The organism is Mesorhizobium sp. M1322 (genome assembly GCF_040318085.1).
Lineage (GTDB): Bacteria > Pseudomonadota > Alphaproteobacteria > Rhizobiales > Rhizobiaceae > Mesorhizobium.
Window position 1 is genome coordinate 15,922 of sequence record NZ_JAMYLP010000057.1, and the last position, 21,045, is coordinate 36,966.

The window sequence follows — 21,045 nt, forward strand, 5'->3', positions numbered from 1 at the left end:
CGCCCATCACCCTTCTTATGAAACCGTGTACTCCGACGGGGCATTGAAGCCATGCTTATATGCGGCAGCCGTAGTCCGGTTCTCAGCAAGGGATTTGTGAAATGTTTTCAGTCAAGGTTCTGGCCGGCGCGGCTGTGGCGCTCGGCATCACCGCAGCCTCGGCGAGCGCTCAGGTGGTCGTGTCGTCGAAGATCGACACCGAAGGCGGCGTGCTCGGCAACATCATCCAGCTGGTGCTGAACGCCAACAACATCCAGACCACCGACCGCATCCAGCTCGGCGGCACTCCTGTGGTGCGCAAGGCGATCACCGCCGGCGAGATCGACATCTACCCGGAATACACCGGCAATGCCGCCTTCTTCTTCGAAAAGGCCGACGATCCCGTGTGGAAGGACGCCGCCAAGGGCTATGAAATGGCCAAAAAGCTCGACTACGACGCCAACAAGATCGTCTGGCTGTCGCCGTCGCCGGCCAACAACACTTGGGCGATCGCGCTGCGCAAGGATGTCGCTGAGACCAACAAGCTGGCGACGTTGTCCGACTTCGGCAAATATGTCTCCGGCGGCGGCCAGGTGGTGCTGGCGGCCTCGGCCGAATTCGTCAATTCGGCTGCCGCGCTGCCGGCTTTCCAGACCACCTATGGCTTCACGCTTAAGCCGGACCAGCTGATCACGCTGTCCGGCGGCGACACGGCGGCGACCATCGCTGCTGCGGCGAACCAGACCAACGGCGCTAACGCCGCCATGGTCTACGGCACCGATGGCGGCATCGCGCCGTCCGGCCTGATCGTGCTCGAAGACGACAAGGGCGTGCAGCCGGTCTACCAGCCGGCGCCGATCATCCGCGAGGCGGTGCTGAAGGAGCATCCGGAAATCGAGACGCTGCTGAAGCCGGTGTTCGCCAAGCTCGACCTCGTCACCCTGCAGGAGTTGAACGGCCGCGTGCAGGTCGGCGGCGAGCCGGTCAAGGGCGTCGCCGAAGACTTTTTGAAGAAGAACGGATTTTTGAAGTAGGCCGTTCCTGAAATCGTGACATCGGTGCGCGGCACCCCCCTCCGGCCTGCCGGCCATCTCCCCCTCGATGGCCTCAAGAGAGTGCGGTCGGCGGAACTGCCAATCTCCCCCCTTGCGGGGGAGATCGGATTTCGCCCCGGCTTTCGCAAATCTCCAAAGAACGGCTGCTGTCTGTGAAGGCGCTAGTTCCATCTCTTGGGGAACAGCCATGACCGTCCGCTTCGACAAGCTCGGCGTGGTCATCGCCGCGATCGTTGCCTATGCCGCCTTCGCGGCGCCCTTCGCCACTTTTCGCGCAAACCGCATCGTACCCGGCGAGGCACGCTCGATCCTCGAGGCTCTGCCTGCGGCGGCAGGCCCGCTGCTGCTGGCGATCGTCGTCGCCGCGGCGCTCATCGCGCTGTTGAAGACGCCGCTGATCCTGCGCCTGGCCGCCAGTGTGGTCGCGCTTGCAGCACTGGCGCTGCTGATCGGTATCGCCGGCAGCTTCCTGACGCCTGAGGGCAACACCTTTGCCCGCATCTCGCCGGCCTCCGGTTTCTGGCTGCTCATCTTCGCCTTTACGCTTTTGCTCGCCGATGTGCTGACAAGGTTGAACCTGTCACCATCGGGGCGGATCGGCGTGCTCGTCGTCGCAGCTCTGGCCATCGGCCTGCTGCTGGTCTCGGGAAGCTGGAACAGTCTGTCGATCCTGAAGGAATATGCCAACCGTGCCGACAGTTTCTGGGCGGAAGGCTCCAAGCATGTGACGCTGGCGCTGGGCTCGCTGGCGGCAGCAGTGCTATCAGGCCTGCCGCTCGGCATCCTCTGCCACCGCATCGAAAAATTGCGGGCCGGCGTGCTCAACGTGCTGAACATCATCCAGACCATTCCCTCGATCGCGCTGTTCGGCCTTTTGATCGCGCCGCTCGGCTGGGTTGCAACGCATGTGCCCGGCGCTGCCTCCCTCGGCATTCGCGGCATCGGCACCGCACCCGCTTTCGTCGCCCTGTTCCTCTATTCGCTGCTGCCGGTGGTGGCCAACACCGTGGTCGGGCTTGCCGGGGTGCCGCGCGCGGCAAACGAGGCGGCGCGCGGCATGGGCATGACCGAGCGTCAGCGCCTGTTCGGCGTCGAATTTCCGTTGGCCTTCCCGGTGATCCTCACCGGCATCCGCATCGTGCTGGTCCAGAACATCGGCCTTGCCACCATTGCCGCGCTGATCGGCGGCGGCGGCTTCGGCGTGTTCGTGTTCCAGGGCGTTGGCCAGACGGCGATGGACCTGGTGCTGCTCGGCGCCGTGCCGACGGTGGCTATGGCCTTTGCCGCCGCGATCATCCTTGACGCGGTGATCGAAATGACCTCCACCAAGAGACGCGAGGCGCAACCGGCATGATCGAGATCGAAGGCATTACCAAGCGCTACGACGCGACAGCGGTAGTCGACGACCTGTCGATGGTGATCGAGCCGCGCACCATCGCCGTCATTGTCGGCACCTCAGGCTCCGGCAAGACGACGCTGCTTCGCATGATCAACCGGCTGATCGAGCCGACCGCGGGCGTGATCAGGCTCGACGGCGCCGACAACCGCTCGCTGCCCGGCTACCAGCTGCGTCGCAGCATCGGCTACGCCATCCAGGGCCATGGACTGTTTCCGCATCGCACGGTGGCGCAGAACATCGCCACCGTGCCGGTGCTGCTCGGCTGGGACGCGGCCCGTATCAAGCGCCGTGTCGACGAGTTAATGACGCTCTACCAGCTCGATCCGGAGGCGTTCGGGCCACGCTATCCGCACGAGCTCTCCGGCGGCCAGCAGCAGCGCGTCGGCGTCGCTCGGGCGCTTGCCGCGGAGCCGAACGTGCTGTTGATGGACGAGCCGTTCGGCGCGCTCGACCCGATCATCCGCAACAAGGCGCAGGAGGATCTTCTGGCGATCCAGAAGCGCTTCGGCACCACCATCATCCTCGTCACCCATGACATGGAAGAGGCGGTGCATATGGGCGACAAGATCGCGGTGATGGATGCCGGCAAGCTGGTGCAATATGCCAAGCCCGCCGAGATCCTGGCGAAGCCGGCCAGCGCCTTCGTCGAGACCCTGGTCGGCGCCAGCGAAAAACCGTTCAGGCTGCTGTCGCTTGGCCGCGTCCGCGACGCGGTCGAGAAGGGCGCCGCCGAAGGCGAGGCTATCCCCGACGACGCCAGCCAGCGTGATGCGCTGGCCGAACTCCTCTGGTCGGGACGCCCGGCGCTGCCGGTGAAAGGCGCCGACGGCAAGCCGCTCGGTCGCGTGACCGTGGACGGGCTGGTGAGACGCGCCGCGAGGCCGGCATGAAAGAGGCCAGCGTAAAAGCCTGGCTTCCGTCGCTGTTCAGGCTTGTCCTAGGGGTGTTGCTCATTGCCTTCGTGACCAATCCCGGCTGGTTCGAGCCGCTGCTGAAGCCGCTGACCGAGAACAACGCGCCGGCAATCTACAATCAGGGCAGCCTTTTGACGCTGACGCTGCTGCATCTGAGGACCGTGCTGATCGCGACGGTGGCGGCGACCAGCGTTGCCGTGGCGCTTGCCATCCTGGTCACCAGGCCGGCCGGCGTCGAATTCCTGCCGCTGTCGCGCAGCTTGGTCAATATCGGCCAGACCTTTCCGCCGGTGGCGGTGCTGGCGCTTGCCGTGCCGGCGGTCGGCTTCGGCGAGAAGCCGACGCTGATCGCGCTGTTTCTCTACGGCCTGCTGCCGATCTTCGAGAACGCGCTGACCGGGCTGACGACGCTGCCTGTCAATGTGGTCGAGGCGGCGCGCGGCGCCGGCATGACCGGCTGGCAAAGGCTGGTCAAGGTCGAGCTGCCGCTCAGCGCGCCGATCATTCTCGGCGGTATTCGGCTGTCGGTGGTCATCAGCCTCGCCACCGCGACGATCGGCTCGACCGTGGCGGCCAGGACGCTGGGCGAGGTGATCATCGCCGGTCTGTTGTCGAACAACCTCGCCTTCGTCCTGCAGGGCGGCCTGATCGTCGCTGCCCTTGCCGTGCTGATCTATGACGGGCTGTCGGCGATCGAGCGCTACACCGCGCGCCGCATGGGGCAGGAGACGGCGTAGTCACCAAAACTCAGATATCGCGTTCGCTCATCTCGGCCAGCGCCAAGAGATGTCGCAAGAGCCCTGTTTTGAGCGGCCTGTTGCCGTGAATCGGGATCGAAAGGCGCACGATGCTGCCTTCCTTGCCGTAGATGTGATGACTGCCGGCAACACGCAAAAGCTTCCAGCCTTGCCGCTCAATGGCACGCGCAAGCTCCTTGCCGGAAATGGACTTCAAACAGCGATTTCCATGACTCGGCCGGGTTCTGAAGTGAAAGATAACGGCTCTACCGAGAGGCAGCCTTCGATCGCTTCACGCAAGTTCTCGACAAGTTCGTCCAAGGTTTCACCCTGGGTCGCGCAGCCGGGAATTGCCGGCACTTCGGCCCAGTAACCACCTTCTTCGGCTTCGTGAATGATCGCCTTGAACTTCATGAGTCATGCTCCAATTCCAACCTGAAGATAGGCTGCCCGCCGGTATTTGCAAAGCTGCATGAGCGCTGATCTGCAAGTTCTCCTGTCTGATCAGGCTCGCGACGGGTGTGGCAGTCCAACATCTGGAACGGCCAGCAGAAGGCGTTCATGTTCTACATGACCATGCTGGCGGTGCTGATCTTCGTCGTCCAGCCGAACGGCGACCTACGCAAAGGCTGAATGACCGCAAGCCAATTTCAATCGATCTAATTGGGCGGCGGCGCCGACGAGCGTGTTGCCGCCATAGCTTTTGGGCGAAAGCCGGGCAAAAACCGAACAATATCTTGACGTTCGCAACCCTGTTTCGCATAAGCCGGTGCGAAGGGAGCGGATTCCGCGCGCGGAATCCGCTCCGCTGTCTCAACGGCCCAGGGAGGGGTTCTTTTGGGTCATCAAGCGAGGAAAATCCGGCAATGACCATAATTTCAGCTGTCATCGCCTGCGGTCTGCTTTCAGTCCTTTACGCCATCTGGGCGACACGTTCGGTCCTCGCGGCCGATCAGGGCAATGCACGCATGCAGGAAATTTCCGCGGCCATCCGCGAAGGCGCGCAGGCCTATCTGGCGCGCCAGTACACCACCATCGCCATAGTCGGCGTCGTGGTCCTGCTGCTAGCCTGGTGGCTGCTTTCGATCACCGCCGCCATCGGCTTCCTGATCGGCGCCGTTCTGTCGGGCGCTGCCGGCTTCATCGGCATGCACGTCTCGGTGCGCGCTAATGTCCGCACCGCGCAGGCGGCTTCCAACAGCCTCGCTGCCGGCCTCGAGATCGCCTTCAAGTCGGGCGCCATCACCGGCATGCTGGTTGCTGGCCTGGCCCTGCTCGGCGTCTCGATCTACTACCTGATCCTCACGCAATTCATGGGCCTTCAGCCCAACGACCGCATCGTCATCGACTCGCTGGTTTCGCTCGGCTTCGGCGCCTCGCTGATCTCGATCTTCGCCCGTCTCGGCGGCGGCATCTTCACCAAGGGCGCCGACGTCGGCGGCGATCTCGTCGGCAAGGTCGAAGCCGGCATTCCCGAAGACGATCCACGCAATCCGGCCACCATCGCCGACAATGTCGGCGACAATGTCGGCGACTGCGCCGGCATGGCCGCCGACCTGTTCGAGACCTATGCGGTGACCGTGGTCGCCACCATGGTCCTCGCCGCCATCTTCTTCGGCGGCACCGCTGTTCTCAGCGCCACGATGCTCTATCCGCTGGCCATCTGCGGCGCCTGCATCCTGACCTCCATTGTCGGCACTTTTTTCGTCAAGCTTGGCTCCAACGGCTCGATCATGGGCGCGCTCTATAAAGGCCTGATCGTCACCGGTCTGCTGTCGATCGGCGGCCTCGGCGTCGCCACCTCGGCAACGCTGGGCTGGGGCGAGATCGGAACTGTCGCCGGCATGGCCATCACCGGCACGAACCTGTTCATCTGCGGTCTGATCGGTCTCGTGGTGACCGGCCTCATCGTGGTGATCACCGAATACTATACCGGCACCGACAAGCGCCCGGTGAACTCGATCGCCCAGGCTTCGGTCACCGGTCACGGCACCAACGTCATCCAGGGTCTTGCGGTGTCGCTGGAATCGACGGCGCTTCCGGCGATCGTCATCGTCGGCGGCATCATATCCACCTACCAGCTCGCCGGCCTCTACGGCACGGCGATCGCAGTCACCACGATGCTCGGCCTTGCCGGCATGATCGTTGCGCTCGACGCCTTCGGCCCGGTCACTGACAATGCCGGCGGCATTGCCGAAATGGCCGGCTTGCCCAAGGAAGTGCGCCAGTCCACCGATGCGCTCGACGCCGTCGGCAACACCACCAAGGCGGTGACCAAGGGTTACGCCATCGGCTCGGCCGGCCTTGGCGCGCTGGTGCTGTTTGCGGCCTACTCCAACGACCTGAAGTTCTTTGCCGCCAATAGCGACAAATATCCTTACTTCCAGGGCATGGGCGAAGTCTCTTTCGACCTCTCCAACCCTTACGTCGTCGCCGGCCTGATCTTCGGCGGTCTGATTCCGTATCTGTTCGGCGGCATCGCCATGACCGCCGTCGGCCGTGCGGCTGGCGCCATCGTCGAGGAGGTGCGCAAGCAGTTCCGCGAGGATCCGGGCATCATGGCCGGCACATCGAAGCCGAACTATGCGCGAGCGGTCGATCTTCTGACCAAGGCGGCGATCCGGGAAATGATCATTCCCTCGCTGCTGCCGGTGCTGGCGCCGCTGGTCGTGTATTTCGGCGTGCTGCTGATCTCGGGCTCGAAGGCGTCCGCCTTTGCGGCGCTTGGCGCTTCGCTGCTCGGCGTCATCGTCAACGGCCTGTTCGTCGCCATCTCGATGACCTCTGGTGGCGGCGCCTGGGACAACGCGAAAAAATCGTTCGAGGACGGCTTCACCGACAAGAACGGCGTCAAGCACCTCAAAGGTTCCGAGGCACACAAGGCTTCGGTGACCGGCGACACGGTCGGCGATCCCTACAAGGACACCGCCGGCCCGGCAGTCAACCCGGCGATCAAGATCACCAACATCGTCGCCCTGCTGCTGCTGGCCGTGCTCGCGCACGGCTGAGGCCGCTCGGCCCTTCCGGGCCCGAAATCCAGAACCGAACCCGCGGGAGCGATCCCGCGGGTTCTTCTATTTTGGACGTCCAGCATAGGGCATTGACGCCCGTGACGGGTCGAACAACGCGTTCAAGTCGTCTTGGGCCCGCAGCCTGCGACAATAGCTGCTGTCTCAAAACAAAAACCCGCAGGATCGCTCCCGCGGGTTTTCGGTCGCCTGAGATGTTGCTGCTTCCAGGGAAGCAAAAGGAAAGGATGAGAAGCCGATTCTGTCGGGATGGATCAGGTGCCGCCAAGCGAGCTGCCGCCGCCACCGGGGAGGCCGGGCGCCAGCTTGCTGGCGCCGTTGATGATCTGGCTGAGGAAGTTCTGGTCCTTGCCGCCGGTCGGCGTGGTCCGCGAGATGAAGTCGAACACCTTGCCGTCCTTCAAGCCGTAATTGGCGATCTGGGTAACGCGCCCGTCCTCGCCGAAATAGACCGCCAGCACCTTCTGGTCGACTAGCCTCGGCTTGTCGAAGGCGACGTAACGCTTGCGCGTCTGCGAGATGTAGTAGAAGGCCTCGTTGTCGAAAGTCGCCTTCGTCGACGGCGTGCCGAGCGCCAGAAGCACCTGTTCGCGGCTCGAGCCGACCGGCACCAGATCGATTGCCTGCTGGTCGATGACGTAGCCCTGCGTCAGCGTCTCGCTCGGATTGAGATCACCGATCATCTTCGACGAGTTGCAGGCGGACAGCGCCGAAGCAACCACCAGCAGCGAGATCGCGCCGGCGGACTTGGGCAAAGCGGACCTGGTCAGAAAAGTCGACTTGAATTTCAGCGCGCGCAACTACAACTCCATTAGCTGGCCGCAACTTGCGCTGGGCCGCAAAACCGGTAAACCAGCTTGCTCGCCGATGCAACAAGGCCAATTCAACAAACGGTCCCCGGGAGACCACCCTCAATGTTCCAGCGCCTTTTTGGTCGCGAACGTCACGCCAACCGCGCTATCACCGAGGCGCTTTACGCACAAATCGTGGCAGCGGCGCGGCAAACCGTGTTTTATTCCGACTGGAATGTACCGGACACGCCGCTTGGCCGCTTCGAGATGCTGTCGCTGCACATGTTCCTGTTCCAGCACCGGCTGCGCGGCGAGGGCGGTGTTGCCGGGGAGGTCGCGCAGGTGCTGATCGACGAATTCTTCATGGATGTCGAGCATTCGCTGCGGGAACTGGGCATCGGCGACGTCGGCGTGCCGAAGCGCATGAAGAAACTGGCGAAGATGTTCTATGGCCGCACCGCCGCCTATGACGATGCGCTGGAACGAAACGACCATGATGCACTCGTCGCTGCCCTTGCCCGCAATGTCAGGCCCGATGCCGGCACCTGGCCACAAGCAACGCATCTGGCCGGCTACGTCGCCGATGTCTCCAGGCGACTCGCGCAACAGCCGACAGAATCGATTGTTTCCGGCACGGTGGCATTCCCCGTCCCCAAGACTATCTAAGGAAAAGATGAAACACGCCGATTCCCAGAGCCCCGTGTCCTTCGTGGCCAATGTCGCCCGGCTGCCGCAAAAGGGACTGCCGGTGGTGATCGAGGCCGACGCCGCGCAGCGCGCCGCGCTGGCGGGCGAGCACGATTTGCTCTCGGTCGAGAACTACCGTGCCGAACTGCTGGTGACGCCATGGAAGCGCAACGGCGTCAAGGTCAGCGGCCGCGTCGAGGCCGATATCACCCAGGCCTGCATCGTCACCCTCGACCCGGTCGAGGCGCATATCGACGAGGCGGTCGACGGACTGTTCCTGCCGGAGCAGTCCAAGCTCGGGCGGCAGGGTTTCGAGGGCGGCGGCGAGATAATGCTCGATGCCGAAGGGCCGGACAGCCCGGAAACATTTTCCGGCAATACGATCGATGTCGGGGCGCTCGCCGAACAGTTCTTTGGGTTGGCGATCGATCCCTATCCGCGCAAGCAAGGCGTTTCAGTGGAGGCTGCCGACGATGCCGGGACTGCGGAAAGCGAATTCCAGCAAAAGCTGCGTTCTCTGCTGGGAAAATCCTGAAAACCCGATCCAATCGGAGAAAGCCGGTTGTGCGGCAGCCCAAAAACGCTATTTTCGCCGAACCTTCGCGAGCCCCAAAACCGTTGCCAGCGCCAGGCGCTCGCTCAAGCAAACTGTGAGATGAACACCGCGTGATCAGGATTTCCATCGATGCCATGGGTGGCGATCACGGACCAAGCGTGGTCATCCCGGCGCTCATGACGGTCGCGACCCGGCGTCCCGACATCCGCTTCGTCATCTATGGTCGCGAGGAGGCGGTGCGCCCCGAACTCGCAAAACTCCCCAAGCTGGCGGAAGTGTGCGAGTTCATTCACTGTGAGATAGCAGTCAGGATGGACGACAAGCCGAGCCAGGCGCTGCGCCATGGCCGCTGGAAGTCGTCGATGTGGAAAGCGGTCGAGGCGGTCAAGGCAGGTACTGCCGACGCCTGTATCTCGGCCGGCAACACCGGCGCGCTGATGGCGATGTCGAGGTTCTGCCTTCGCACCATGGCGACCATCGACCGGCCGGCGATCGCGGCGCTCTGGCCGACATTGCGCGGCGAAAGCGTGGTGCTGGACGTCGGCGCCACCATCGGCGCGGATGCGCATCAACTGGTTGATTTTGCCATTCTGGGCACTGGAATGGCGCGCTCGGTTTTCGGCATCGAACGGCCGAGCGTCGGCCTGCTCAATGTCGGCGTCGAGGAGATCAAGGGCCAGGAAGAGGTCAAGGAAGCGGGCCGCATGTTGCGCGAGGCCAACATGGCCTCGATGAACTACCATGGTTTCGTCGAGGGCGACGACATCGGCAAGGGCACGGTCGACGTGGTCGTCACCGAAGGATTTGCCGGCAACATCGCGCTGAAGACGGCGGAAGGCACGGTACGACAGATCGCCGGTTATCTGCGTGCCGCGATGGACCGGACGCTGATGGCCAGGATCGGCTATATATTCGCCAAAGGCGCCTTCGATCGCCTGCGCGAAAAAATGGATGTCGGCCGCTCCAATGGCGGTGTTTTCCTGGGTCTGAACGGCATCGTGGTGAAAAGCCATGGCGGGGCCGATTCGGACGGCTTCGCGGCGGCCATCGAGCTTGGCTACGACATGGTGCGCAACAATCTGCTCGATCGCATCGAAGCCGATCTCGACCTGTTCCATGCGCGCAATCCGCATGCCCAGACAACTCGGAAATCCGACGTCGTTGCCGACGCAGAGGAATAGGAAAGAGCCTTGATCAGATCAGTCGTGCGCGGCACAGGCGCCGCGCTGCCCCGCCGCATCATGAAGAATGCCGATTTCGAAGGCATGGTCGAGACGTCGGATGAATGGATCGCCCAGCGCACCGGCATCCGCCAGCGCCATATCGCGGCCGACGACGAGACGACGGCTTCGCTCGGCGAGGCGGCGGCGCGCGCAGCCCTCGACAATGCTGGCCTGACGCCGGCCGATATCGACCTGATCGTGCTGGCGACCTCGACTCCCAACAACACCTTTCCGGCGACCGCCGTCGACATCCAGAACCGGCTCGGCATGCATCATGGCTTCGCCTTCGACATGCAGGCGGTGTGCTCGGGCTTCGTCTATGCCGTGACGACCGCCGACCTCTATATCCGCGGCGGTCTGGCCAAACGCGTGCTGGTGATCGGCTCGGAAACCTTCTCGCGCATCCTCGACTGGAGCGACCGCTCGACCTGCGTGCTGTTTGGCGACGGCGCCGGCGCGATGGTGCTGGAAGCAGGAGAGGGAGCGGGCAGCATTGCCGACCACGGCGTGCTGGCGGCCAGCCTGCGCTCCGACGGGGCCCACAAGGACAAGCTGTTCGTCGATGGTGGACCGTCGACCACCGGAACGGTGGGGCATCTCAGGATGGAAGGCCGCGAAGTGTTCAAGCACGCCGTCGGCATGATCACCGATGTCATCGAGGCGACGTTCTCAGCTGCCAGCATCACCGCTGAGGATCTCGACTGGTTCGTGCCGCATCAGGCCAATAAGCGGATTATCGACGCTTCCGCCAAGAAGCTCGGGATAGCAGAACATAAGGTGGTGGTGACCGTCGATTTGCACGGCAACACCTCGGCTGCCTCAGTGCCGCTGGCTCTGTCGGTGGCGGTCGCCGACGGCCGTATCAAGAAGGGCGATCTGGTGCTAATCGAGGCGATGGGCGGGGGCTTCACCTGGGGCGCGGTTTTGGTTCGCTGGTAAGTGCCGAACTGACAGGTTCGGTCCTTGACCTTGCCGGATCAATTACTTAGGCTCTATCTTTGCTTGTATAGAGTTATGTTTTTGAGCTGATGGGGACGGTTCGCATGGGGGGAAAGACACTTACGCGCGCCGATCTTGCTGAAGCCGTTTATCGCAAGGTTGGCTTGTCGCGCACTGAATCGGCCGAGCTCGTCGAAGCGGTTCTGGACGAGATTTGCGAAGCGATCGTTCGCGGTGAGACGGTGAAATTGTCGTCGTTCGCGACGTTCCATGTCCGCTCCAAGAACGAGCGCATCGGGCGCAATCCGAAAACCGGCGAGGAAGTGCCGATCCTGCCGCGCCGCGTGATGACCTTCAAATCGTCGAATGTGCTGAAGAACCGTATCCTGCGCGCCCACCAGAACAGCAAGGCCAAGGGCAGCAAATAGCGCCTGCGCTTCAAAAGCCCGGTTGAAAACGGTCGCCCCCTTTGACGCCGGGCTTGAATATTGTTTCATAAACCGCTGAAATAAGGCCCGATTCGGCGGAACAAGCCGGATCGGAATGACTCTTTGTTGAGCGTGATCTTGCCCGAAAACCGCTTCCCAATTTTCGGGATCATGCTCCAGCGTGAGGATTTCGCCCATGGACAAGAGCCCCGATGCTTTCCGCACCATCAGTGAGGTCGCAGAAGATCTCGACCTGCCGCAGCATGTGCTGCGTTTCTGGGAAACCCGTTTCAACCAGATCAAGCCGATGAAGCGCGGCGGCGGCCGCCGCTACTACCGGCCGCAGGATGTCGAACTGATCAAGGGCATCCGCCACATGCTCTACGACCAGGGCTATACGATCAAGGGCGTGCAGAAGCTGCTGCGCGAGAACGGCAACCATTTCCTCGTCGCCATCGGCAGTGGCGACATGGCGGCCGTCGAGGCGATCTCGCAACGCCGGCAGGCCGATGCGGTGCCGCTGACGCCAGCGGCCCAGCCGCGCGGCGCCGATGACGAGATGCTAGTTGGCGAGCCCAAGGTGAAACCCAGCCGGCGCTTTTTCGGCCTCGGCAAGACCGACGACGAAGGCCCGGTGCAGCCAGGCACGTCGAAACTCTCGCGCGACAATCGCGCCTTGCTGCAGGAGGCCCTGTTCGATCTTCTGGAATGCAAGCGTCTGCTCGATCAGGTGCGCTGATATCGCCCAAAAGCACACCCTCGGGCCTGACCCTGGGCCTGACCCCGAGGCTGTGCAGCGGTTTTGGAATAACGACATGCATAAACTAGGAACTTAAAAGGGGGTTGCATGAACCCCTTCAGACGCGACGCGCTCTAAGGACCGACCGACCGCCGTCAGAAACCGGAACTGCTTCCGAAATCATGCGTTCCTTTTTCGCAAAGGAAGGAAGCATATCATGGTATCATTTTCGACTCTGTCCGACATCGATCTTGAAAAGCAGGTCGCAGCCCTCTCCAGGGAACTGGCGGCGTTAAGGAAAGCTGTGTCCCGGCGCGGCAGCGCCTATTACGAGGACGGGCGTGACACCGCCTCGGATTACTATTCGGATCTTGCCGAGCGCTTCAGTGAGGCTCTGCCTGCGATCAGGAGGCATAGCAGGGTGATAGAAAAGACAGCCCGCGATCACCCGGCGACAGCGGCTGCTGTCGGGCTGGTTGTGGTCGGGCTCGTCGCAAGCCTGTTCCTCAGCCGCCAGCAGAAAACGTCGCGAACGAGATCGAGATCGGCACGTTGAGGCAGGAAAATGGCGGCGATGACCGCCCGCCATTTCGTTGAGAACAGTCGATCAGCGCGCGAGCTTGAGCTTGTTCTTCGGGCTGACCTGCGCGGTCTGGCTGCATTTGCCGTAGACGGTGCCGTTGGGGTCGGTGGCATCCGTGTATGTACCCTTGCAGTCGAGCTGCAGCACCAGACAGTGACCCGTGCCTTTACAAACCGCGCCGCCGCCGCTCGGATGTGTGCCGTTGGCGACGGCCGATTCGGAACTGAAATGGAGCCGAAGGCCGAGACGACAATGGCAGCGGCGAGCGAAAGGCGCTTGAAGTTCGAAATATCAGTCATTTGAGCATTTCCTTCTCTGGATCGAGGATCGCCGTCAGGGCGTCCTTCTGGTTGGGGACTGCCTTTGTGGCGTCCATACCGTCTTGGTGCGGCCCGGAGAGGAAAGGTTCACGCGTCGGTTCAAAAATATTCGCAGCCCCCTGACGCGTTCTCCGCTTGGGTCAAGCTCCCCGCCGCTGATTCGATCCGTTCAAAACGGCTGACGGGCCAGCGACAGCCGCTTAACAAGGGAGCGGCTTAGAACCGTCGAACAATTCGGCGATCGGCCAGTCAAAGAACCCGATCGGGATAACGGTCCCGTGCCGGTGCCGCCGAGGCCTGTGCCGGGCTGCGCCGATCGGAATCACGATGCCGTGACGGCATCTTTGGCGCTTGGCAAATCACCATCGAGAGGGCATTCTCTGCGCCGTCTCAGGCAACTTCTTGATTTGATCAAACTCTTTAAATCCACGGAGTTGCCAAATGCCCCAAATAGCAACAAGCGAAGCTTTTTCCGAACTGTCGGCGACCGAAGCTGCCCCCGACCACAGCGCCCTCAGGGCCATACGAGAAACCAGGGGATACAGCATGGAAGAGCTGTCTCTGACGTGCGGCCTGGCAATCGATGAAATCGCGGACATCGAGAACGGCAAGAATGCCGATCCGTCGAAGCTTCGGCGAATAGCCTCCGCGCTTCGGCTTCCGGAAAATGCGCTGATCAATACAGCCGTGCTGACGCAATCCGTGGAAAATCGACGACCCGTCTGATAGCAGCACCACAAGACCATCCAGCCAGACAAACGAGTGTGATTCTGGATTTGAAGTTCCTGAATGCTGACGACGTCCAACAGAGCAGGAACTTCAAATCCACCATGCCGGGCACTGGCGTGACGGCCGCCGAATTCGGTTGACCCGAACCGGGTTATCACGATACATCGCGACCGGTCCGGAGTGTAGCGCAGCCCGGTAGCGCACTTGACTGGGGGTCAAGGGGTCGTCGGTTCGAATCCGGCCACTCCGACCATTTCAAAACTTAGACTTGCCCCTGAAAACCATCATGCCTTAGCCGCCGGTGCCGACCGCGCCACCGGTCGCAACTGCCGCTGATGGCGGTATTCGAGCGCGATGGCGCCCCAGATCAGGCCGAGCTGCAGATAGACATGGCGCCAGTGATCGATGTCGATGAAGGTGCCCAGTCCGATATTGCCAATGAAGGCGACATAGGCGCACAGAAGATAGGGCTGCCACGGCCTGTCGCGCAGGAGAATGCGGAAGCCGGCTGATATCGTCCAGCAGGTCAGCGTCAGGAACGAGACGAAGCCGAGCCAGCCATAGTCCATCAGCATTTTGAGCCAGATGTCGTGTGTGTCCTCGCCGAAAATCGTGCCGAAGACGAGCGGGCCGATGCCGAGTGGATGCTCCAGCGCCATCTGGAAACCGATCGTGTAGCGGGCGAAACGGCCGAGGCGGGCGGTATCATAGCTCTGTTCCAGCTGGGCGCGGCTGGAAAACATCTCCGAAACGCCCGGCAACTGCAGGATGACGAGCATCGCGATGAACAGCAGCGAAATGGCGGCGATGGTCATGACGACGACACGCAGCCGGAACATGCCGCTGTTGCTCTGCAGGAACAGAGCGCCGGTAAGCAGGATCGCCGAAATGCCGAACATGCCCCAGGCGCCGCGCGAGAAGGAGAAGAAAATGCCGGCCGTGATGATCAGCAGCGGCAGCGCCAGCAAGGGCATGCGTGAGATAGGGCCTGTCAGCAAGAGGTAGAGCAGGTAGATGCCGGGCAGCACCAGGAACGGCCCGAACACGTTCGGATCCTGGAAGGCGCCGGTGGCACGGTCGTATTTGGTGAAGATCTCCGCCCCCGGGAAGGCATGGAAATAGCCTGCTATGCCGAGCAGCGAGGTCAGCACGGCCGACATCACATATGCGAGGAAGATCACCCGGTAGAGATTGGGCTGGACTGATGTCACCGAGGCAAAGAACACCGCGGTGAAGGCAAGGAACAGCGACACGGCGAGATAGAGCGGGGTGCCGGCAATATCCGACATCTGGGTCATCGAGATCATGCCGCCGATGTTCATGACCACCAGCAGCACCAGCAGCGGCGCCGCCGCGCGCGATATGCGCAGGCCGAACAAGCCCCACACTGCCATCAGTCCGACCATGTAGAGGTCGTATGGCGCCGGCTCGGCGATGACGAAGCCGGACAGAAAGACACCGAGGAAAACCGCGCCCGACGCAATCAACGCGATCAGCTTGGCGTTGACCACGGCCGGCGGCAGTCCATGCGTGACTGCGCTCAATAGGCATTTTCCGTATTGAGCAGCCGGATCGGCGTCAGGAACAGAATCCTCAGATCGAACAGCAGCGACCAGTTCTCGATGTAATAGAGGTCGTATTCGGTCCGCATGCGGATCTTCTCGTTGGTGTCCATCTCGCCGCGCCAGCCATTGATCTGCGCCCAGCCGGTAACGCCGGGCTTGACCTTGTGGCGCGCGAAATAGCCGTCGACCACCTCATTGTAGAGAAGGTTGTGCGACTGGGCGGCAATGGCATGCGGGCGCGGCCCGACCAGCGACAGCGAACCGAAAAGCGAATTGAAGAACTGCGGCAACTCGTCGATCGAGGTCTTGCGGATGAAGCGGCCGACGCGGGTGACGCGCGGGTCGTTCTTGGTCACCGTCTGCTTGGCCGTCGGGTCCGCCTTGTCCGTGTACATCGAACGGAACTTGTAGACCTCGATGATCTCGTTGTTGAAGCCATGCCGCTTCTGGTGGAACAGCACCGGTCCCTTGCTGTCGAGCTTGATGGCGATCGCGGTCACCAGCATGACCGGCGAGAATACGATGATGCCGACGATCGAGAAGACGATGTCGAAGGCGCGCTTGGCGACCGAATCCCAATCGTTGATCGGCTTGTCGAAGATATCGAGCATCGGCACCGAGCCGATATAGGAATAGGCGCGCGGCCGGAACTGCAGCGCGTTCGAATGCGCCGAGAGCCGGATATCGACGGGCAGCACCCACAGCTTCTTCAAAAGCTGCAGGACGCGCGATTCGGCGGTCAGCGGCAGCGACACGATCAGCATGTCGATACGGGCGATGCGGGCGAACTCGATGAGCTCGGAAACGGTGCCGAGCTTCGGATAGCCGGCGACGATGGGTGGCGAGCGCTTGTCGCCGCGGTCGTCGAAGATGCCGCAGATGCGGATGTCGTTGTAGGGCTGTTTTTCGACGGAGCGGATCAGGACTTCCGCCGCCGTGCCGCCGCCGACGATGACGGCGCGGCGCTCCATGCGCCCGTCGCGCGCCCAGCGCCGGATCAGCTTCGACATCAGCAGCCTGAGGCCGAAGATCAGCATGAAGCCGACGACGAACCAGGTGCCGAAAAACAGGCGCGAATAGTCTTCCGACATCTTCATGGCGAATGCCGTCAGCGCCATCAAGGCGAAGGTGCCGGCCCAGACCAACAGGAGACGGCCGAAATTGGCGAGCGGCCGCATCAACGAGACGACCTGGTAGCAGTCGGTGACGTCGAGCAGCACCACTGCGAGGAACGAGGCGGCGGCGATCGTCAGCGGGTATTGCCAGGCGAGGTGGCTGAAGAAGCCGACATAGTAAAAATAGACGCAGAGACCCGACAGGAACAGGAGCGCGAATTCGACCATGCGCAAGACGCCGCTGACCATGATCGGCGACATGGTATCGCGCCGGTATTGCGACGCGACCTGACGGGCGACGTCGTTCATCCCGCCAAGGTTATCGCCGCTGGCCGGGCCGTCGAATTTGCGCACCGCGTCTATCGAAAAGCGGCGTGCGGGATCGATCTCGTTCATGGGTGCATCCGCAAAGCTTCCCTCAGGTGAATAGCAAAAGAGAGCTAAGAAACCCTTGAAACAACAGGTGGCTTTGGAGAAGCTTTGGGGTTAGCGCCCTTTTTGCGTTACCGCTTGAGCGCGGCGAAATAGGCTGTCTCGATCGCGGCGGCCATCACGTCGGCGCCGAATCGCGTCTTGAGGTCGGCGGTGTCGGGCATCAGGCTGCTGTAGGCATTGAGGTCGGCCAGCGCCGCGCTCATCTTGTCGCCGAGTTCGCGCGGGTCAGGCCGGATCAGGGCAGAGGAACCGGCGCCGAAGATTTCCGGGATGCCGCCGACGGCGGTGGCGATCATCGATTTGCCGGCGGCGAGCGTTTCCAGAACGATGTAAGGCATGGCTTCCGCACGCGAGGGCACGATAACCAGTTCGGCCAGTGCGAAGGCTTTGCGCGCCGGCATCGGCGGCAGGAAACGCATATGGTCTTCGAGCCCGAGCCGCTTCACTTGCGCATGGTAGCGTGGCAGGTCGTCGCCGTCGCCGACCATCACCGCTTTCACCGGGCGGCCAAGCCGCGTTCCCGCAAGGACCAGCGCATCGATGAAGATGTCCGGTCCCTTGAGGTCGCGCATCATGCCGATATAGAGGACATCGGCCGCATTCAGCTCGGTTCGCACCGGCTCGAACTCGGCGGCGCTCAGGCCGTTGTAGACAAGGTTGTTCGGGATGGGCGGTTCGCCGACCTTCCTGCGATATGTCTGCCTTTCATAGTCGGAGACAAACAGAAGATAGTCGGTGAAGCGCGCCATGAACCGTTCGAGCGCGAAGAACAGCGTCCCCGTGGCGGTGGTCTCGTCATAATGAAGAGAGCCGCCGTGAGGCGAATAAAGGCGGGCTACGCGAGACCTTGATACCCGCAACAATGAGCCGAACAGGCGGGCATAGGCGCCACCCTTGGCGCCGTGCCCGTGGAGCACGTCCGGCCGCAATTCCTTGATGATCCCGAAGGTGCGCCAGGCCGAGGCGAGGTCGCCCGGTCCGACATGCCGCTGCATTGGCGTGCGATGGATGCCGAGCGCCATTATACCCTTCATCTGTTCGAACAAATGTTCCTCGAAATCGCCGCCCGTCGTCGAATCGCAGACGATGCCGACGGCATGCCCGGCGGCGACCTGCGCCTCGGTCAGGTCGCGCACGTGACGAAAAATCCCTCCGACAGGTGAGCGAAAGCAGTGGACGATCCTGAGTGTGTCCGCCACGTCGTCTAGAACAGGCGTTCGCGAACGTAGACCGTATCGCCGGGCAGAAGCGGGTCGGAGGTGGCCACGCGACCGGTCATGACCTTGCCGTTGATGTCGCGGGTGATGTCGACGCTTTCCTGGTTGGCGCGCGGGCTGAAACCGCCGGCGATGGCAATCGCCTTTTGTACAGTCAGGCCTGGAACATAGGAGTATTGGCCCGCGGCACCGACTTCACCCATGATGAAGATCGGCCGGTAGCGGTCGATCTCGACCGAAACGTCTGGATCGCGCAGGTAACCCTGGCGTAATTTGTCGGCGATCTCGCCTTCAAGTTGCTGTGCGGTGTGGCCGCGCGCCGGTACGGCGCCAACGAGCGGGATGGACAGGTAACCGGATTGGTCGACGCTGTAGACGTTGGTCAATCCTTCCTGCTCGAACACGGTGACGCGGACCCGGTCGCCGGCGCCGAGGCGATAGGGCTGGTCGAGCATTTTATGAAAGGCGGCCGGCGCTGGCCGGTAGCTGGAGCAGCCGGCAAGCAACGACACGGTGAGCAGCGCGCGGAAGAGGGAAGCAGTGCTTTTCATTGCCGGACATGTACCTTCGACTGGCCGCTGTTACACCGCGGCGAACTCTGGGGGTCGAGGTGCGTTATCATCCCGTTAGGGTTAATGGCCGGTAAAGGCGGGCGGTCGAAGCGGCGGCAACCGAGAAAAAGACGGCCGGTTTTGATGCTTTTGTTGCCGCTTGCGAGTAAAACCTAACAGATACTTACCGCGATATTAACGGCTGAGTTACCATAGTTGTTTACGGTGCATCCTGACCAATGCATGTCGCCCAAAGTGCGCAGCGGTTTTGGGACAACGCCATGCATGAAAACAAGAGCTTAAAGCGCGTCGCATGAACCTATTCAATGCGACGTGGTTTAAGTACCGGAGCAGGATGCATGTCCGTTCAATCCGCAGCCGCAGATGTCGACGTCGATCTCAGGCAGCTCTTCGCAAGCCTTGCGAGGAATTGGCTGCGCATTCTTGTCGTGGCGCTCGTGGTAACCGTCCTGGCATTCGCGCTCACCTGGCTCGCCACGCCGCATTACAGGGCCGAAACGCGGCTTTTGATCGAGACACGCGAATCGGTTTACACGCGCCCCGACGGCACCAATGACAACGACAAGCCGATTCTCGACGAGGAAGGCGTGACCAGTCAGGTCGAGGTTGTTTCCTCGACCGACATCCTCAAGCAGGTGGCGCAGAAGCTCAATTTGTCGCGGCTTCCCGAATTCGACGAGACGGCGGACATGCCGGTGTTGAGCCGTCTGCTCGTCATCGCCGGGCTGAAAAGCGACCCCAACGAGGTTCGGCCGGAAGAACGCGTGCTGACGAAGATGCGCGAGAAGCTCAACGTCTATCGAGTTGAAAAATCTCGCGTTATCGTCATCGAATTCTCCTCGGAAGATCCCAGGCTCGCCGCCGAAATTCCGAACGCCATCGCCGACGCCTACATCTCCGTGCAGGGCAATGCCAACATCGAATCGAATTCCGCCGCAACCGACTGGCTGGCGCCGGAGATCGCCGACCTGTCCAAGCGGGTGAAGGATGCCGAGGCCAAGGTAGCAAACTACCGCGCCCAGTCCGATCTTTTGATGGGCGGCAACAATTCGGTGCTCGCCACGCAACAGCTTTCAGAACTGTCCAGCGAATTGTCACGGGTGCGCGCCAATCGCGCCTCGGCGGAAGCGACTGCCGACAGCGTACGCAGGGCGTTGCAGAACGGCGGCTCGCTGGATGCGGTACCGGAGGTGCTGTCTTCCGAACTCATCCAGCGCCTGCGCGAGCGGCAGGTCGAGCTCAAGACCAACATCGCCGATCTTTCCACCTCCTTGCTCGACAATCATCCGCGCATCCGGGCCCTGAGGTCGCAGCTTGCCGATCTCGACCGCCAGATCCGTAACGAGGCGGAAAAGATCATGAAAGGGCTGATGACGCAGGCGCAGACCGCTCAGGCCCGCGAAAACCAGCTTGTCGCCGACGTCAACACGCTGAAGGCCGCATCGGCGCGCGCCGGCGACCAGCAGGTCGAACTGGATGCGCTGCAGCGCGAAGCGACCGCCCAGCGGCAGCTGCTCGAATCCTACCTGACCCGTTACCGTGAAGCGTCCTCGCGCAAGGACAGCAACTATCTGCCGGTCGACGCCCGCGTCTTTTCCCGCGCGGTGGCGCCGTCTGAGGCCTATTTCCCGAAGATCCTGCCGATCGCCGGTGCGGCCTTCGTCGGTTCGTTGCTGTTCATGGCGATCGTGACGCTTCTGCAAGAGCTGTTTTCGGGTCGCGCCATGCGGCCTGCCGCCGGCGCCCGCTTCGAGCGGATCGAACAGGTCGCGATGCCGGTTGCCCACGAACCCAATCACGAACCGGCCGATATCGAGGACGTCGAGCATCGGGTGGCGGAAGCGCAGGCAGAGCCGGAAGCGGCTGCCGCGGCGCCAGCAACTGCCCCAGCAACTGGCGAGGACGTCGAGCCGGCGCGCCCCACCCTTGGCGAGGTCGAAATCGACAAGGCGGTGGAAAAACTGATCACAACCGGCGCGGCGCGCGCCAGATTCGTGTCGCCGGAAGGCGCCGGCGCGGCCGCCTCGGCCGGG

The 21,045-nt window shown here is 62.3% G+C and carries 23 protein-coding genes and 1 tRNA gene; 17 read left to right on the top strand and 7 right to left on the bottom strand.

Annotated features, from left to right (window positions below; genetic code table 11):
• Window positions 1-101: 101 nt before the first annotated feature.
• From osmF to NKH12_RS20040, 4 genes are all read left to right on the top strand, one after another.
• Window positions 102-1,013 (top strand): glycine betaine ABC transporter substrate-binding protein OsmF, encoded by a 912-nt coding sequence (gene osmF / locus NKH12_RS20025; protein ID WP_352954719.1) that lies wholly within the window; start codon window positions 102-104, stop codon window positions 1,011-1,013.
• A 208-nt stretch (window positions 1,014-1,221) separates the two neighbouring features.
• Window positions 1,222-2,388 carry an ABC transporter permease gene (locus NKH12_RS20030; protein ID WP_352954720.1) on the top strand — a complete coding sequence of 389 codons (1,167 nt, stop codon included), beginning with the start codon at window positions 1,222-1,224 and terminating at the stop codon, window positions 2,386-2,388.
• The gene (locus NKH12_RS20035; protein ID WP_352954721.1) at window positions 2,385-3,323 is read left to right on the top strand and encodes an ABC transporter ATP-binding protein; all 939 of its coding nucleotides are present in this window, start codon (window positions 2,385-2,387) and stop codon (window positions 3,321-3,323) included. Before NKH12_RS20030 ends, NKH12_RS20035 begins: the two co-directional genes overlap by 4 nt.
• The gene (locus NKH12_RS20040) at window positions 3,320-4,084 is read left to right on the top strand and encodes an ABC transporter permease (protein WP_352954722.1); all 765 of its coding nucleotides are present in this window, start codon (window positions 3,320-3,322) and stop codon (window positions 4,082-4,084) included. The genes NKH12_RS20035 and NKH12_RS20040 overlap by 4 nt, the downstream gene beginning before the upstream one ends.
• Window positions 4,085-4,094: 10 nt before the next feature.
• On the opposite strand, the gene NKH12_RS20045 is transcribed toward NKH12_RS20040, so the two are convergent.
• Window positions 4,095-4,301, bottom strand: a complete 207-nt coding sequence (locus tag NKH12_RS20045) for a type II toxin-antitoxin system HicA family toxin (protein WP_352954723.1) — start codon at window positions 4,299-4,301, stop codon at window positions 4,095-4,097.
• The gene (locus NKH12_RS20050) at window positions 4,298-4,498 is read right to left on the bottom strand and encodes a type II toxin-antitoxin system HicB family antitoxin (protein WP_023798395.1); all 201 of its coding nucleotides are present in this window, start codon (window positions 4,496-4,498) and stop codon (window positions 4,298-4,300) included. Before NKH12_RS20050 ends, NKH12_RS20045 begins: the two co-directional genes overlap by 4 nt.
• A gap of 105 nt (window positions 4,499-4,603) precedes the next feature.
• Here NKH12_RS20050 and NKH12_RS20055 point away from each other — a divergent pair, with 105 nt between their 5' ends.
• Both NKH12_RS20055 and NKH12_RS20060 read left to right on the top strand, forming a co-directional pair.
• Complete coding sequence (locus NKH12_RS20055) at window positions 4,604-4,717, top strand: DUF2165 family protein (protein WP_352954724.1); 114 nt, start codon at window positions 4,604-4,606, stop codon at window positions 4,715-4,717.
• Between the two features lie 233 nt (window positions 4,718-4,950).
• On the top strand, window positions 4,951-7,092 hold the full coding sequence (locus NKH12_RS20060) for a sodium-translocating pyrophosphatase (protein WP_352954725.1): 2,142 nt from the start codon (window positions 4,951-4,953) through the stop codon (window positions 7,090-7,092).
• Between the two features lie 275 nt (window positions 7,093-7,367).
• Here the strand turns inward: NKH12_RS20060 and NKH12_RS20065 are convergent, their stop codons facing one another.
• A complete protein-coding gene (locus NKH12_RS20065; protein ID WP_352954726.1) occupies window positions 7,368-7,913 on the bottom strand; it encodes an outer membrane protein assembly factor BamE in 546 nt (181 codons plus the stop codon).
• A 114-nt stretch (window positions 7,914-8,027) separates the two neighbouring features.
• Between NKH12_RS20065 and NKH12_RS20070 the strand changes: the two genes are divergently transcribed.
• From NKH12_RS20070 to NKH12_RS20115, 10 genes are all read left to right on the top strand, one after another.
• The gene (locus NKH12_RS20070; protein WP_352954727.1) at window positions 8,028-8,570 is read left to right on the top strand and encodes a ubiquinol-cytochrome C chaperone family protein; all 543 of its coding nucleotides are present in this window, start codon (window positions 8,028-8,030) and stop codon (window positions 8,568-8,570) included.
• A gap of 7 nt (window positions 8,571-8,577) precedes the next feature.
• Window positions 8,578-9,126, top strand: coding sequence for a YceD family protein (locus NKH12_RS20075; protein ID WP_352954728.1), 549 nt, complete (start codon window positions 8,578-8,580; stop codon window positions 9,124-9,126).
• Window positions 9,127-9,257: 131 nt separating this feature from the next.
• Window positions 9,258-10,328 (top strand): phosphate acyltransferase PlsX, encoded by a 1,071-nt coding sequence (gene plsX, locus NKH12_RS20080; protein WP_352954729.1) that lies wholly within the window; start codon window positions 9,258-9,260, stop codon window positions 10,326-10,328.
• 9 nt (window positions 10,329-10,337) lie between these two features.
• A complete protein-coding gene (locus tag NKH12_RS20085) occupies window positions 10,338-11,309 on the top strand; it encodes a beta-ketoacyl-ACP synthase III (RefSeq protein ID WP_352954730.1) in 972 nt (323 codons plus the stop codon).
• Between the two features lie 104 nt (window positions 11,310-11,413).
• Entirely contained in the window at window positions 11,414-11,737 is a 324-nt protein-coding gene (locus NKH12_RS20090; protein ID WP_095485783.1) for an integration host factor subunit alpha, read from the top strand.
• Window positions 11,738-11,933: 196 nt separating this feature from the next.
• On the top strand, window positions 11,934-12,476 hold the full coding sequence (locus NKH12_RS20095; RefSeq protein WP_065008065.1) for a MerR family transcriptional regulator: 543 nt from the start codon (window positions 11,934-11,936) through the stop codon (window positions 12,474-12,476).
• Window positions 12,477-12,693: 217 nt separating this feature from the next.
• Window positions 12,694-13,032: a hypothetical protein gene (locus NKH12_RS20100; RefSeq protein ID WP_065008066.1), complete on the top strand. Its 339-nt coding sequence runs from the start codon at window positions 12,694-12,696 to the stop codon at window positions 13,030-13,032.
• Between the two features lie 9 nt (window positions 13,033-13,041).
• Window positions 13,042-13,362, top strand: a complete 321-nt coding sequence (locus NKH12_RS20105; protein ID WP_352954731.1) for a hypothetical protein — start codon at window positions 13,042-13,044, stop codon at window positions 13,360-13,362.
• Window positions 13,363-13,820: 458 nt separating this feature from the next.
• Window positions 13,821-14,105: a helix-turn-helix domain-containing protein gene (locus NKH12_RS20110; protein ID WP_352954732.1), complete on the top strand. Its 285-nt coding sequence runs from the start codon at window positions 13,821-13,823 to the stop codon at window positions 14,103-14,105.
• 179 nt (window positions 14,106-14,284) lie between these two features.
• Window positions 14,285-14,361, top strand: a tRNA-Pro gene (locus NKH12_RS20115).
• Between the two features lie 31 nt (window positions 14,362-14,392).
• Here NKH12_RS20115 and NKH12_RS20120 read toward each other — a convergent pair.
• From NKH12_RS20120 to NKH12_RS20135, 4 genes are all read right to left on the bottom strand, one after another.
• Entirely contained in the window at window positions 14,393-15,652 is a 1,260-nt protein-coding gene (locus NKH12_RS20120) for an O-antigen ligase family protein (RefSeq protein ID WP_352954733.1), read from the bottom strand.
• Complete coding sequence (locus NKH12_RS20125; protein WP_352954734.1) at window positions 15,649-17,184, bottom strand: undecaprenyl-phosphate glucose phosphotransferase; 1,536 nt, start codon at window positions 17,182-17,184, stop codon at window positions 15,649-15,651. The genes NKH12_RS20120 and NKH12_RS20125 overlap by 4 nt, the downstream gene beginning before the upstream one ends.
• A gap of 107 nt (window positions 17,185-17,291) precedes the next feature.
• Window positions 17,292-18,422: a glycosyltransferase family 4 protein gene (locus tag NKH12_RS20130; protein ID WP_352954735.1), complete on the bottom strand. Its 1,131-nt coding sequence runs from the start codon at window positions 18,420-18,422 to the stop codon at window positions 17,292-17,294.
• A 5-nt stretch (window positions 18,423-18,427) separates the two neighbouring features.
• Entirely contained in the window at window positions 18,428-18,991 is a 564-nt protein-coding gene (locus NKH12_RS20135) for a polysaccharide biosynthesis/export family protein (RefSeq protein WP_095495842.1), read from the bottom strand.
• Window positions 18,992-19,350: 359 nt separating this feature from the next.
• Between NKH12_RS20135 and NKH12_RS20140 the strand changes: the two genes are divergently transcribed.
• On the top strand, window positions 19,351-21,045 hold a 1,695-nt coding region (locus NKH12_RS20140), incomplete at its 3' end, for a GumC family protein (RefSeq protein ID WP_352954736.1).